This is a genomic window from Winogradskyella haliclonae (assembly GCF_014635865.1).
Taxonomy (GTDB): Bacteria; Bacteroidota; Bacteroidia; order Flavobacteriales; family Flavobacteriaceae; genus Winogradskyella; species Winogradskyella haliclonae.
Map to the genome: position 1 here is coordinate 216,867 of NZ_BMDQ01000002.1, position 14,169 is coordinate 231,035.

At 32.4% G+C, this 14,169-nt stretch carries 12 protein-coding genes; 7 read left to right on the forward strand and 5 right to left on the reverse strand.

The window, feature by feature from the left end; genetic code table 11:
- Positions 1-38: 38 nt before the first annotated feature.
- Together IEV10_RS09005 and IEV10_RS09010 are read right to left on the reverse strand one after the other, a co-directional pair.
- Positions 39-1,364: a beta-helix domain-containing protein gene (locus IEV10_RS09005; protein ID WP_188374385.1), complete on the reverse strand. Its 1,326-nt coding sequence runs from the start codon at positions 1,362-1,364 to the stop codon at positions 39-41.
- 259 nt (positions 1,365-1,623) lie between these two features.
- Positions 1,624-2,076, reverse strand: coding sequence for a hypothetical protein (locus tag IEV10_RS09010; RefSeq protein WP_188374386.1), 453 nt, complete (start codon positions 2,074-2,076; stop codon positions 1,624-1,626).
- A gap of 394 nt (positions 2,077-2,470) precedes the next feature.
- Between IEV10_RS09010 and IEV10_RS09015 the strand changes: the two genes are divergently transcribed.
- The 4 genes from IEV10_RS09015 to IEV10_RS09030 all read left to right on the forward strand — a co-directional run bounded on the left by IEV10_RS09015 (position 2,471) and on the right by IEV10_RS09030 (position 7,948).
- Positions 2,471-3,052: a peptidase associated/transthyretin-like domain-containing protein gene (locus IEV10_RS09015; protein ID WP_188374387.1), complete on the forward strand. Its 582-nt coding sequence runs from the start codon at positions 2,471-2,473 to the stop codon at positions 3,050-3,052.
- A gap of 193 nt (positions 3,053-3,245) precedes the next feature.
- The gene (locus IEV10_RS09020) at positions 3,246-4,928 is read left to right on the forward strand and encodes a patatin-like phospholipase family protein (RefSeq protein WP_188374388.1); all 1,683 of its coding nucleotides are present in this window, start codon (positions 3,246-3,248) and stop codon (positions 4,926-4,928) included.
- A 94-nt stretch (positions 4,929-5,022) separates the two neighbouring features.
- Positions 5,023-7,032 carry a M13 family metallopeptidase gene (locus IEV10_RS09025; RefSeq protein ID WP_188374389.1) on the forward strand — a complete coding sequence of 670 codons (2,010 nt, stop codon included), beginning with the start codon at positions 5,023-5,025 and terminating at the stop codon, positions 7,030-7,032.
- Between the two features lie 109 nt (positions 7,033-7,141).
- Positions 7,142-7,948 (forward strand): TolB-like translocation protein, encoded by an 807-nt coding sequence (locus IEV10_RS09030; protein WP_229719673.1) that lies wholly within the window; start codon positions 7,142-7,144, stop codon positions 7,946-7,948.
- 179 nt (positions 7,949-8,127) lie between these two features.
- Here IEV10_RS09030 and IEV10_RS09035 read toward each other — a convergent pair whose 3' ends face one another.
- On the reverse strand, positions 8,128-8,502 hold the full coding sequence (locus IEV10_RS09035) for a hypothetical protein (protein ID WP_188374391.1): 375 nt from the start codon (positions 8,500-8,502) through the stop codon (positions 8,128-8,130).
- Between the two features lie 214 nt (positions 8,503-8,716).
- On the opposite strand from IEV10_RS09035, the gene IEV10_RS09040 reads away from it, so the two are divergent.
- A complete protein-coding gene (locus tag IEV10_RS09040; RefSeq protein WP_188374392.1) occupies positions 8,717-9,694 on the forward strand; it encodes a sensor histidine kinase in 978 nt (325 codons plus the stop codon).
- 4 nt (positions 9,695-9,698) lie between these two features.
- The gene (locus tag IEV10_RS09045; protein WP_188374393.1) at positions 9,699-10,397 is read left to right on the forward strand and encodes a LytR/AlgR family response regulator transcription factor; all 699 of its coding nucleotides are present in this window, start codon (positions 9,699-9,701) and stop codon (positions 10,395-10,397) included.
- 11 nt (positions 10,398-10,408) lie between these two features.
- Here the strand turns inward: IEV10_RS09045 and IEV10_RS09050 are convergent, their stop codons facing one another.
- Together IEV10_RS09050 and IEV10_RS09055 are read right to left on the reverse strand one after the other, a co-directional pair.
- On the reverse strand, positions 10,409-10,930 hold the full coding sequence (locus IEV10_RS09050) for a hypothetical protein (protein WP_188374394.1): 522 nt from the start codon (positions 10,928-10,930) through the stop codon (positions 10,409-10,411).
- A gap of 102 nt (positions 10,931-11,032) precedes the next feature.
- Entirely contained in the window at positions 11,033-12,127 is a 1,095-nt protein-coding gene (locus IEV10_RS09055; RefSeq protein WP_188374395.1) for a helix-turn-helix domain-containing protein, read from the reverse strand.
- A gap of 214 nt (positions 12,128-12,341) precedes the next feature.
- Between IEV10_RS09055 and IEV10_RS09060 the strand changes: the two genes are divergently transcribed.
- Positions 12,342-14,087: a polysaccharide lyase 6 family protein gene (locus IEV10_RS09060; RefSeq protein ID WP_188374396.1), complete on the forward strand. Its 1,746-nt coding sequence runs from the start codon at positions 12,342-12,344 to the stop codon at positions 14,085-14,087.
- Positions 14,088-14,169 lie beyond the last annotated feature (82 nt).

Genomic DNA, 14,169 nt, shown 5'->3' on the forward strand with positions numbered 1-14,169 from the left:
TTTATTCTATAGGCTAATTTGTTTTGATAGGGTTAGATTTAGTTATCATCTAAATCATCAATCTCATCACTATCTGTAGTCGCTACAATCTTGTTAATTCGTAACCTAAAATCAGGAGTTTTCGGGTGTCTTAAGTCAATAAAAGTTTCAGAGTCAGGACCTTTAGAGTATACATTGTCAAAAGCTCTACTACCATACCAGCTTTCTAAATCTTCATTATTAGAATTGTACTTAGTAAAAATATTGCCTTTGCAATTATTAAAATATGTGCGCTCGAAATTAATTTTTTGAAGGTTTTCGTTGTTAATCTGAATGTCTTCATCAAAGAATACAGCAGGATTAAAGCCAGAAATAACGCTTCTTTTTAAAGAGAAAGTCGCATCTTTTTCTATGTAAATAGCTTCTTTAACAAGGCCAATGCTGATATCATATTTTAAATCATCACTAACATTTATCATAGTTAGATTTGAGGCTAATACAAGAGTATTAGGTTTTGTTGGGTCTATATCTTCTATGTTATTATATGATGACACATACATGCATCTATAGCCGTCTGGACTAGATACGTATGGTGATCTTACAGCTATTGAGTTTTCTATAATTACTTGGGCACCATGATTAAATTTGTAATCATTACGATTAGATTTATAGGATACAAGCTTATTTAATGTAACATTACCTCCAATGATACTAAATGCATCTCCAGAGCAATAACTCACCATAACATTTTCTATCATTGTTTCGTTACCTACTCCAGCAAGTGTTAGCCCATTAAAGTATCCGAAATCTTTTGTTCTTCTGCCAGCATATTCAATTCTCACATGACTTAATATCCCTGAATTGCTTACTTCATTTTCACCTCCAAAAGTGATGTTATTAAAATTACTAGGTTTTAAGCCAAAATTTAATGAACTTTCATTACCAAACTTATTAGTTGGTGCATCGCTTAGAATAAACAAACCTCCCCAATCACCAGGCTTTTTCATTGGTCGGTTAGAGGTAAAAACTATTGGGTCTGTTTGCTCGCCTTCTGCAATGATTTTTGACCCACTACTAATAGTCAATGATCCTCTTGTTTTATAATCTCCAAGAATAACTGTACCAGGCTCTATAGTTAGTGTAGTACTATCGGTTACAAAAACATCACCTAATAATAAGTAAATGTCGCGTTTTTTTAAGGTAATATCACTGGTGATATCTCCAGTTAAAATCTGGGTAGGCTCTCCATAGTTTGTTTTATTTGGTTTAAATTCTGCCCATGGATTTAGCCAGTTATCAAATCCAATAATGCCTTTTTCCTGTTGAGCTGTAACACATGTAAAAACTAGAATGCATAGAACAGCGCTAAACGTAATTTTTTTCATAGAGGTTAAGTTTATTTTTCGATGAGGGTTATATCAAACGTATAACTAATACCTATCAAATACAACTAATATCGATGAATTACATTAATTATTTAGAAAATAATGAAAATACTTACAAAATAATTCTTTTTGTCGAGGTTTAGTTTTTACAAAGTTGATTATCAACACAAAAGAATTGGTCTATGACAAAATAAGTGCCATTAAAAAAGCCTCAATAATAACTATTGAGGCCTTTAATTACATTAATTAAAACTGTTCATCAATTTGATTTAAAATCATTGTAAGTATGTAAGGACTTTAAAGTGGATTCATAAAACAATATTGCGGCTATCAAATCTGAAGTATCAGAATAGGGTAGTATTTTCTTTTGAAACTCTATAGTATTCTCAAAGTAAACATCAGAAGCTTCTTTATTTTCTACCAAGGCTTTTCTATTTTCTTTGGTATCTGGAATACCCAAAGTAGACATAGTGACATTTGAATTAGTTGCAAATGCAATATTTGGTAAAATGTTTACTATAACTTCTATGCGTTCTATATATAGGTCAAGAAGTTCTCCTTTGTTCATTCTATTTAGTTCTTCTCTTTCATGATACTTAGCGATACTTATTTTTCCACTAATAAAACTTAGAGCTTTTTGCTTTTTTTGTGCATTTGCTAGGGTAGATACACACAAAAGTGCAAACATAAGTAGGGTAATTTTAGTCTTCATTGTTATAGGTTTTTATTAGACTGGGCTAGACAAACATAGATAAATATTTATGATTTTCGCTGTAATTTTGATGTTTTTTTGAAAAAAAATTATCAACGAAATGCAATTTTAAGCGACAAACTGCATAAATAGTGGATTAAATGCAATTATTTTAGATGAAATACATTTGATGAATTTTCACATTGAATGTAGGATTTTTAATGCAAAATGAAAAAAATTATGAATAATATAGACAAAAGTTAAAGTTGTATTTACATTGTCATTCATCGGTATATTTTGCATTCATAGTCCTTACATCGATTATTTATTGCATTCATTTGATTTTTATGGCTTTACAATAATTATTATTCAAATTGAAACTCCAAATCAATATTATTGTCCCATGAAAATGCATATGAAGCTTACTATTTTTTCACTAGTTTTTGCAATTACTTTATCTACAGCCCAAACAAGCAATTCTTCTTTTATTGCGATTGATATAGTAGAAGGATTAACTAATAATACAGATACAATTCCTGATTATTCTATTAAATCAAAACAATTCAAAATCTCTGGAACTATATATTTAGAAGATGGTGCTACACCAGCAAAGAATCATGTATTGACTATTAATCAAGCAGACGAAGATGGAAATTTTGTTGTAGAAAAAATCAATGGTCAGAAAAAAGTGAAGCATAGCGCAACTGTAAAGACCAATGCAGATGGTAAATATACCTTTTATACTTTTGTTCCTGGTGGTGATAGACTTTATAATCAATTACAGGAAATACATATCAAAGTTCAAGTTCCTGACGGAACAGAATATGCTTTACCAACCTTATTCTTTGATGAAGACCCAATGTTAAGCAAACGTTGTCGCAAAAAAATGGCTAAAAGAGGAGAAACTGATCGAATCCTTAAACTTCAAAAAGTTGATAACAAACTTGTGGCTAAAAGAGATATGATTATTTCTGGAAGTCTGAAACGCATAAATTAAACGCTTAGCTACAGGTCAGGTCAGACTTTCAAAATTATTGATAATTGCATGCACATAAAAGCCTAAGGTTTTTATATATTTACACTCCTCCACAATATTTAAGCTATTACATTCACATTTTTACCCTTAAGAGATGCACTAAATTGATTGGTGTTAGAGTCTAAAGTGTGGTCTAAAATGAAAATATAATAGTATGTCTGAAGATAAAAAAACGCTTACACCTTTTAATAATGTTGGGCTTTGTTTTAGTGGTGGTGGCTATAGAGCTACTTTCTATGCCTTGGGTATTGTGTCCTATCTTAACAATGTATCCTATAACGGGAAATCCTTATTATCATCTGTAAAAGCGTTGAGTAGTGTAAGTGGTGGTACACTTTTAGCTGTAGCTTATGCCAAAGCTGTACAAGCAGATGATTATGATTTTAAAAGTTTTTTCAGGACGTTTTATAATACGTTTACTCCAAAAAATGACAAACTTTTAGAGAATGCCATTGCAAAATTAGAGGACGATACTGTTTGGAAAAACAATCCACATAAAAAACGCTCACTTATAAATGCTTTTGCGTTGACTTATGCCGAAATGCCTGTTTTTAGTGGTGATTTTAAGCACTTTGAGACTAAATTTATTAAGCAGTTAGAGCAAGTTTGTTTTAACGCTACAGATTTCTCCTTTGGCTTAACCTATAGATTTCAAAATAGAGGATATTTTGGCAATAATCCTTTGTACCGCAATTATCAAAAAGAAGTTAATGCACTTAGAAATGATGTTAAGTTAGGTGATGTTATAGCGTCTTCATCTTGTTTTCCTGTTGGCTTTGAACCTCTAGTGTTCCCAGATGATTATTTTGAAAATCATGATTCGCCAGCTTATAAGAATTTAAAAGGCCTAGATCGATTTATAAATGGTGTCGGTATCATGGACGGTGGTATTGCAGACAACCAAGGTATTGGAAGTATGATGCTTATAAATGAACGCATGGGAGATGGTCTTGACTTAATTATGGTCAACGATGTCGGTAGCTATAAAATGCAACCTTGGCAGCAAGACACTAGTAAAATAGGAAAGAGCTCTACTGTAAAAACGGTAGTTAATAAAATTTTGCAATACTTCACTATTAAACCATTATACATTATCATTCTACTTATAGGTACGCTGCTTGTAGTATTAAACAGTATGAGCCTATTTGGTCCAATGCCCTACACAGGTCTTTATATTTTGGGAAGCATTATTATAGGTTTTGGTTTATTACTAACAGTTTTTGGGTTGGTAGCATCAGTAATAAAAACTTCAGTTTTAGGACGCTTAAAACGCATCTTTAAAAAAAATGTGCCAGAACCATTATTAGATGATATTTTAACCTTTCAGAAGCTTGATATCAGTTTAATACAGCGTATGCTCACTGACAGATTAACTTCTGCTATGACCATGATTAACGATGTTTTTTTAAAACAAATGCGTCGTTTGAATTATGATTTATTTTATTCAAAATCGTCTTTGAAACATAGGCGGATTACAGCAACAGTTTACAAATTAAATGGTCAAGAAACCCCATACAGTAAGGGCAAAGCTTATAATAAAGCTATAAAACCACATCCGAGTAAAAGCTTACAAAGTGTTGCACTTACAGCATCTGAAACGCCAACAACCTTATGGTGGGACCAAACCGACATTGCTAAAAACCGTATGGAAACACTCATTGCTTGTGGACAATTCACAGCTTGTTATGAGTTGATGGATTATATATTACAACTTAAAAAGGATGAAAATAGCGGTGTATCAGATTTTGCAGAACTCGATAAGCTCTACGAAGCCTTAGAAAAAGATTGGAAAGCCTTTAATAAAAGTCCATTATGGCTAGTTGAAGCACTAAAATAATTTAGAATTTGGTTAATGCTAGGTTAAATCATTGGTCTAGTTGTCCTGCAAAAGTTATTCATGCTTATATTTGAGAAAATCAATCTTTATAATCATGAAACGTTTTTTTACACTATTAAGTTTTATCATCATTCTTGCATCATGCAAAGAAGAAACTAAGACAGAAGTTCAAGCTGTTGTTTTTGACGGGATTTCAGAAGACATTAAACCTGGCGATAATTTTTTTAATCATGTCAATAAAAAATGGATGGATAGTGCTGTCATTGCCGATGACCAAGTTGGCGTAGGTGCTTATCGCTTTTTAAATATTCCACAACAAGAATTACTAAAAAATATTTTACAAGAAGTTTCTGAACAAGAACACCCTAAAGGTAGTGTAGAGCAACAAGTTGGTGATTTCTTTGCTTCAGGTATGGATACCACTACGATTAATGAAAGAGGTATAAAACCGATTAAGCCCATTTTAAAACGCATTGCAGCAATAGACAATGTAGAGACTTTAACAGAGTTTGTGGCTATGCAAATTCAATATGGTGATTATTCTATGTTTGCACCATACATTTCTCCCGATCAGAAGAATAGTGAGATGAATATCCTCCATTTAGCACAGACTGGAATCGGATTGCCAGATAGAGATTACTATTTTATCGAAGCTGAATCTATACAACAAATACAAGATGCATACAAAACATATTTAGCGCGTTTATTTGAATTGGTTGGCGATACAGATGCTAAAGCCAAAGCAGAAATAGTTTATAACATCGAAAAACAATTGGCTGAATCGCATAAAACACGTATTGAACGTAGAGATGTGAAGGCGAATTATAATAAAATGTCAATTGAAGATTTAGATCAAAAACACTCTAACATTAATTGGGCTAATATATTGTCGCTTCTAAGCATAAAAACAGACTCAATAGACGTTGCACAGCCTGCATATTACGAAACCTTAGACAAGATGTTGTCTACAGTTTCATTAGACGACTGGAAGCTTTATCTCAAAGCAAACTCTATTGGTTCTCACGATAATATTTTAAGTAAACCTTTTCAAGATGCTGCATTTGAATACTCTAAGGTACTCACTGGACAAACAGAACAGCAGCCGCGTGATAAACAAATGGTACGACGCGTAGACCGGCAGATTGGTTTTGCCCTGGGGCAACTTTATGTAAAACGCTATTTTAATGAAGATGCCAAAAAGCGTGCGCTTGACTTGGTCAATAATTTTCAGAAAGTCCTAGAGAAACGTATTGATAATCTAGACTGGATGAGTGATAGTACAAAGATAAAAGCAAAAGAAAAGCTATTTGCTATAAACAAGAAAATAGGATACCCAGATGTTTGGCGTTCGTATGATGTGAGTATTGACCGTAATCAGTTTTTTGAGAACGTAGTAGCATTACGAAAAAACGATTATCAGTATCAACTAAAACAATTAAATCAACCACCAAATAAAGATGAATGGGGAACAACCCCATCTACAGTTACAGCATATTACAATCCCTCACTAAATGAAATTGTGTTTCCTGCTGGTATATTGCAAGCGCCTTACTTTGATTTGTATGCTGATGATGCAGTAAATTACGGTGGAATTGGGATGGTTATAGGTCATGAGTTCACTCATGCGTTTGATGATCAAGGCGCACAGTTTGATAAAGATGGTAATGTGACCAACTGGTGGACTGAAGACGATTATAAAAAGTTTAAAGAAAAAACGAACCAGATTGTAGAGCAATATGGAGCATTTACTGTTTTAGATAGTGTGCATCTTAAAGGCGCCTTAACGGTTGGAGAAAATACTGCAGATAATGGTGGAATAGCCATTGCTTATGACGCCTTTAAACTCACTACACAAGATCAAGATACCACAAAGATTGGAGGCTATACACCAAACCAGCGTTTCTTTTTATCTATAGCTAATATTTGGCGTGTAAAAATGCGTGATGAGTTTTTACGTAACTACGTTGCAAATGACCCGCATTCGCCACCAATGTGGCGTGTTAATGGCCCTTTAATGAACTTTACACCATTTTATGAAGCCTTTGATGTAAAACCTGGAGAATCTAATTATAGAGAAGAGGATAAGCGGATTAAGATTTGGTAGAATATAAATTTCGAGTTTACGTTTTAATATAAAAACATCCATGAAAACTCCACGTATCCTATTGATACTGTTATTATTACTTGGTATAAATACTAACAGCCAAAACAATATGTATATTAATCAAAAGCCACCATCAACAGTACCAGAAGTATTCGCGCCTGGTATTATTTCTAGAGAAAATATCTATGAATTTGGCTCAGTATTTAATAAAGATGCTACCGAATTTTATTATGGGGTTAATAATGGTGGTAAAGAAGAGATACGATTTACAAAGCTTGTCGGTAACCAATGGACCGCACCAAAAACCATTATGCCGCATGATAAGTATGGTTATAACGACCCTTTTTTATCACCAGATGAAAACCGGCTTTACTTTATATCTCAAAGAGCATTAGATGGGGTTAGCAACCCAAAAGATTATGATATTTGGTATGCAGAGCGTACAACAAATGGGTGGTCTGAGCCTATTAATGCAGGTGAAAATATAAACACCACAGCTGATGAATATTACATCTCATTTACAACAAATGGTACCATGTACTTTTCATCTAGTAAAGCAGGCAACAATTTTGATATCTACGCCTCAAAAATGGTTGATGGCAAGTTCCAAAAAGCTGAGCGATTACCAGCGGCCATTAATACACAAAGTTATGAGGCCGATGTATTTATAGCTCCTGATGAATCCTATATTATTTTCTGTGCCAATAGAAAAGATGGCTTGGGTAGAGGTGATTTATACATCAGCTTTAAAACTAAAGATGGATCTTGGACTCAGTCTGTAAACATGGGAGATGCGATTAACACCAAAGGTCATGAACTTTGCCCATTTGTTACTAATGATGGTAAATACTTCTTTTACACCAGTAACCAAGATATTTATTGGGTTAGTACAGCTATCTTTCAGAAGTATAAATAGTATACTCTCAAAAAAAATAGCTCTAAAATTTAGTCCTATTTGAGTAATGCAATACAAACCATATAGAAAGCATTCCAAAGAACTCTACTACTATTTGTCAAAATAATAGAGAACCTTTAGAATGCTATTCGTCTTATACTAACTTTGCCCATAGACTAAATGTATCTAAAGAAATGAGTTTAATTCTTTATAACAACCCTTTTAATTAAAGTCTCATAACCATTCTGGGAATACTTTAAAGCATTAACATTATCATCCACAAGTTCTAAATCAACTCCTCTCGTTGGTTCGCGCAAAGTAGTCTCATTTTTCTGCACTAAAACATCCTTGGAAAACTCTGTGACAATAAACATTTTGTTGCCCTCCTGTACAATTTTCAATTCAAAGTTGGCTTCCTCTAGTAAAAAACTTCCGACAGCGTCTTTAAATTTCTCTGTGTCGATAATTGTTTTGGTATCCTGCAAAGGAATTTTTACTGTTGTCGCTTCTTGACTAAATCCAATTGATTGAGCAAGAACTAATACTAACATAACAAGTTGAAATACATTTTTCATGATTATAAATTTTTATGATTAATATTTCAAAAGTCATTCAAATCTATAGTATCCAGAAAAAATAATGATAAGCGTATTTAAAGTCATGATGTATATACAATTTTCTATAAATCAGCGAAAACAATCCTTTCAGACTAAAAGAAGCTCTCTTCATCATTAAAAAGTGTCTATTTGAAGAAGAAAAGATACATTTGAAACAACCTTTACATTAATTATGTCGAAACTAGATACATGGATAGATAATAAAGTGGTACAGAACATATTCATTTGGTTCATACTTTTATTAATATTAATCGTTACAATTCAAGCAGAACAACGAATACTAGTAGCAATTTTTATAATCCTATTGTTGGCACCGACTATATATATCAACAACTTATTAATTCTTCCTTATTTAAGAAAAAAGCTCCCTTTGTTTATAGGCTTGTTCCTTTTAAATACTGTCGTATTTACTGTCATTTCGGTATTAATTATTAAAACAGTACTAGGACAATCTCTTCAGCTTCTTATGTTTATTAATTTTTTTGGCATTCTATTTTTAGCACTTGCCTTTGCATCAGCTTTAAAAATTGCAAGAGATAGTTTTACAAGACGACAACAGGAAAAAGAAGCCGAATTAAAACTATTAAAAGGGCAATTAAATCCTCATTTTTTATTCAATACCCTGAACAATCTCTATGGATTATCAGTTGTTAAATCAGATAAGCTTCCAGACTTAATGCTTAAATTATCAGATTTATTACGATATAGTTTGTATGACACTAAAGAAACCTATGTTTCATTGGAAAAAGAAATACAGTATCTCGAAAACTATATGTCATTAGAAAAAATTAGGTTAGAGGATAGTACAGAAATTCATTTTATAAAATCGGGTGACACGGCATCAAAAAAAATTGCACCAATGTTATTCATCGTATTTATAGAGAATGCATTTAAACATTTGGGCGTTTCAAAAGATAAAAAGAGTAGTGTTTCAGTTTTAATAGAAAGTCTTAATAATCAATTAATTTTTAAATCTCGGAACAGTATCGATGCTGTAGGTGTTAACCACAATTCTATGGAAACCACAAATAATGGTATTGGTCTAAAAAATGCAAAAAAGCGATTGGCATTGCTCTATCCTGATAAGCATCAGCTTATTATTACTAAGAATGATAATAGTTATGATGTCTCCCTAACACTAGATTTATAACATTATGAAAACATTACGATGCATCATAGCAGACGATGAGCCTATCGCTCGTCAAATACTAGAAAATTATATTGCAGACACACCACATTTAGAACTAGTAGCATTGTGCAAAAATGCTTTTGATGTTATGGAAGTTTTGCAAGAAAAGACAATAGACTTATTGTTTTTAGACATTAATATGCCCAAACTTTCTGGCATAAGTTTATTAAAAACGATGTCATATAAACCTGAAGTCATAATTACAACCGCATATCCAGAGTATGCTGTTGAAGGTTTTGAGCTTTCGGTCACAGATTATTTATTAAAACCATTTTCCTTAGAACGGTTTTTACAGGCTGTAATTAAGGTACAGAAAAACACATCGAAGCAAACAGAAACCGTTTTAGAAAATAAAAATGAAGTTGCAAGCTCAATATTTGTAAAGAGCGACAAAAAACTATTGAAATTAGATTTTGACAACATTACTCATATAGAAGCCTATGGTAATTATGTAAAAATTTATACGGATGCTATGGTGCTAACACCGCAAACTTTGTCAGATGTTTTAAAACAACTTCCTGAGCAATTCTTACGTATACATAAGTCATATATCATAAACTTTGACTACTTAGCATCAATAGAGGGCAACCAAGTCGTTTTACTTAACAAAGTCAAACTACCTATCGGAAAATCATACAGAACAGTTATCTTGGATAAAATCTAATATGAGTTTATCTAAAACCGGTATCCAAATCTTAAGTTCACATATAAGTCAATATCAATGTTCTTGCTTTCGAAGCCTAGTCCAGCACCAGCACCAACTTCGTAATTAAAATGTTTGCCTATGTTTCTTCTAATTCCCCAAGTAGGAATTACTGATATTTCATCTGTATAATCTTTGTTTAATTCTTCATCATCATGAAAAAAATAAGTAGCTCTTAACGAAAAATAATTACCGCTATTTCCATCTATTCGTTTTCCTTTTTCTTGACGCTTACCTAAATTATAGTACCAACGTGGTTCTAGAGCTATTGAAGGCGAAATGGTGTTAGTATTAACACCGTTTATACCTAACTCACTTCGTAAAGCAACTTGATTAGATAGCCTTAGTTCATTATGTGCCCAAACACCAATAAGACCAACTTGAACACCAAAAACAGATGTTTCTACAGATACTTCTGTTTTATTTTGGTCATCTTGAGAAAACCCAAAATAGTAGCTCATTACTAATACGATTGCAAAAATTACTCTTGTCATTTTTAAATTGTTTTTTGATTACAATTGCTAAACTATAGGCATCAAAAAAATAAAATGATAATTTTTAGATTGAAGAAGTGCAAAAACGTTTTCAAAAACGAATTAGGACACTTTATTCTGTTTTCTATAGGCTCCTGGAGAAATACCAAGACTGTTTTTAAATACGTTGTAAAAAGCGCTTTTAGACTTAAAACCTGCTTCCATACCAATAGCCTCTACAGAATATTTATCAAAAACTGGATTATGCAGTAGATTTTTAGCAGATTCAATTCTATAGTCATTTACAAACTGGATGACACTCTTATTAATTTCCTGATTTATAATCTTAGATAAATTGCCTTCGCTAGTTTCCAATCTATTGGCTAAATCCAATCGGCTTAAAAGTGGGTTTTTATACAATTCTTCGTCCTCCATTAATGCATACAGTTGTGAGACAATTTTAGAAATCTCATTTTGGTTTACATCCTTTTTTGGTAGGTTAGTATTGGTTTTTTTTGAGACCAAGTATTGGTGTATCTCGTCTTTTTGCACAACGAGTTGTAGTTTAAAAACACCATAATATAGTACCCACCATAATAAGGTAGAGAGAATAAACCACATAAGATTTGTGGTATGTTCTGAGTCAAAAAGATAAAATTCAATATTAGAAAACAACCATAAAAAGATAATAAAGATGATGTATAAGTTAAGACGCAGCAACCAAAGTTTTTTGTCTTTAGAAATAGTACTAGATTTTTTAACCAAATAACGTCCCCAAAAGATTAAAAATAGATTATAGATAATGGCTGTGTTGTTTTTAATATCAAAAACCAAATCGTCAAAATTTACATCATAAACATTAAATAGGGTTTGGGATACGACAATACAAATCTCTATACCAGTAGAGAGAATAATAGGAATGTAAAGCCATATATACCAATGCTTTTTTAAGTATTGGTGTTCTATCTGAATTAAGAAATACGTCAGTAATGTTACCGGAAACAAAAACTCTAAGGTAAAATTAGAAATGAGTTCTAAAATGCCAAAATCCGTATCATACCAACCCATAAAAGTTAAAAACGCCAACTGAAATAAAGACACAGACAGGTAAGTATTTGCCTTACTTTTATAAAACGGAGAAGCAACCAAAGCGACACTTATAAAAAAACCGATAAGACTGCTTGCTATGATGATAAAGTCAAAAAATTTGATATTCAAAAGCGGTTATAATTAGTAGAAAGCAAAATATTGGTTTTAGTTTTATTTAGGCTAGTTATTAACTTAATTATAACGACAAGTAACATCTAACCAAATTCCTAACTATATAACAATTACATGTATTCTTTATTATTTATAAAGTATGAATTTTACAAAATTTTATTATTTTTGAAATTGGTTAACCAGATTGGTTTTCCAATTAAAAATAAAAATAATGAAATATTTTATCTGCATATTTGCACTAATACTAACATTAAAAGTACAGTCACAAGTTGTTAGCAACAATACTCAACTTCAAAATGCGATATCTAATGCTACTGCAGGAACAGTTATAGAGTTTGCAGATGGTACTTGGACAGACGTGCAACTATCAATTAATGTTAACGCCACTTCGACACAGCCTTGTATTATTAAAGCTCAAAATCCAGGGAGTGTGTTCTTCGAAGGACGCTCTAATATCAGCATAGGTGGTTCTTATATAATTTTTGAAGGAGTAACTTTTCAAAATGCATCAGGACTTATTACAGATGGGGACAAAATAGAGCCAATTATTGAGTTTAGGGATACAAGCAATAACGATTGTGTCAATTGCACGGTAAGAAACATTAAAATAGATTCGTATAACGGTACGGCAAGTCAAGAAACACTTAAATTTAAGTGGATAGTTATCTATGGCGAGTACAATGAAGTAAGCTATAGCTCTTTCATTGGTAAGAATGGCGTGGGTAGTATTATTAATGACAATCATAATAATTCAACACCAGATTATTCCAGAATTCATCATAACTATTTTGCTGATAGAATACCTGTAAATAATGATGTTAATGGGCTAAATGATCAAGATGCCATAAGAATAGGCGTGAGCACCACATCACTTTCGGACTCATTTACAGAAGTGTATGATAACCTTTTTAATAATTGGGCTGGGGAAGTAGAAATTATTTCTAATAAATGTGGTAGCAATAAATATTACAATAATACTTTTAGAGATTTTCAAGGAACTTTAACCTTAAGGCACGGTAATAATGCTGAAGTATATGGCAATTATTTCTTTGGAAATGAAAATACATTCTCTGGAGGTGTAAGAGTTATTGGTGAAGATCATAAAGTCTATAACAATTATTTTGAAGGACTTAGGTACAGAAAACCTAATGGTTCGGGTTCAAGCGCTACAGGTGCAATTAACGTGTCCAATGGTAAGCCAAATTCAGAGCTTAACGAATACTATCAAGTAAAAAATTCTGAAATCATTAATAATACTATTGTCAGCTGCGATTTGGGAATTAGAGTTGGCACAGCCATTAATAGTGCACTGACCTTAGCACCAGAGAACTTAGTAATCGCAAATAATATCATGTTAGATTGTAGCGATTCTGCACTTCAAGAAATCACAGCACCAATAGGCACATCAAACTATCAAGGTAATATAACACAAAACGGAAGTTGGGATTTAACCAATGGCACCAACTCCAACCAAACTGTAGCCTCAGGGTTATTAACTAGTGGTACTGATTTTTATAGACTTGCTTTAGGGAGTGATGCTATAGATGCTGGTGTTGGTTCCTATAGCTACTTAACAAAAGACATCCTTAATGGCGATAGAGATGCTAATCTTGATGCTGGTGCCGAAGAGTATGGTGCTAGTGGCACTGTTGGGCCATACAAGGTTTCAGATGTTGGTACTACAATAGGCTTTCTAGCATTTAATGCGTTATCAACTAGTGCAAATGAGGTAAAAGAGAGTAAGATGAAGCTTTATCCTGTACCAGCAAATAAGGAGCTGACGATTTCTCAAGATAATGGAAACATTGGTACCATAACAATTTATGATACCCAAGGCAAACTACTTTTAAGGCAAAACATAGATTCAAATACTTCAACTATTGACACTCGTAATTTTGCGCCTGGTATTTATATTTTAAAAACGATAAGGTCTTCCATCCAATTTATCATAGACTAAATACGTATTAATAATAATAGTATGAGATTAGTATAGGCCAATTAAGGCCTATTCAATAAATTAGTGTTAATTAACATCTACA

Bases quoted from the DNA above. Each gene is read 5' to 3' on its own strand.
- IEV10_RS09005 (WP_188374385.1), bottom strand. From the start codon at position 1,364: ATGAAAAAAATTACGTTTAGCGCTGTTCTATGCATTCTAGTTTTTACA.
- IEV10_RS09010 (WP_188374386.1), bottom strand. From the start codon at position 2,076: ATGAAGACTAAAATTACCCTACTTATGTTTGCACTTTTGTGTGTATCT.
- IEV10_RS09015 (WP_188374387.1), top strand. From the start codon at position 2,471: ATGAAGCTTACTATTTTTTCACTAGTTTTTGCAATTACTTTATCTACA.
- IEV10_RS09020 (WP_188374388.1), top strand. From the start codon at position 3,246: ATGTCTGAAGATAAAAAAACGCTTACACCTTTTAATAATGTTGGGCTT.
- IEV10_RS09025 (WP_188374389.1), top strand. From the start codon at position 5,023: ATGAAACGTTTTTTTACACTATTAAGTTTTATCATCATTCTTGCATCA.
- IEV10_RS09030 (WP_229719673.1), top strand. From the start codon at position 7,142: ATGTATATTAATCAAAAGCCACCATCAACAGTACCAGAAGTATTCGCG.
- IEV10_RS09035 (WP_188374391.1), bottom strand. From the start codon at position 8,502: ATGAAAAATGTATTTCAACTTGTTATGTTAGTATTAGTTCTTGCTCAA.
- IEV10_RS09040 (WP_188374392.1), top strand. From the start codon at position 8,717: ATGTCGAAACTAGATACATGGATAGATAATAAAGTGGTACAGAACATA.
- IEV10_RS09045 (WP_188374393.1), top strand. From the start codon at position 9,699: ATGAAAACATTACGATGCATCATAGCAGACGATGAGCCTATCGCTCGT.
- IEV10_RS09050 (WP_188374394.1), bottom strand. From the start codon at position 10,930: ATGACAAGAGTAATTTTTGCAATCGTATTAGTAATGAGCTACTATTTT.
- IEV10_RS09060 (WP_188374396.1), top strand. From the start codon at position 12,342: ATGAAATATTTTATCTGCATATTTGCACTAATACTAACATTAAAAGTA.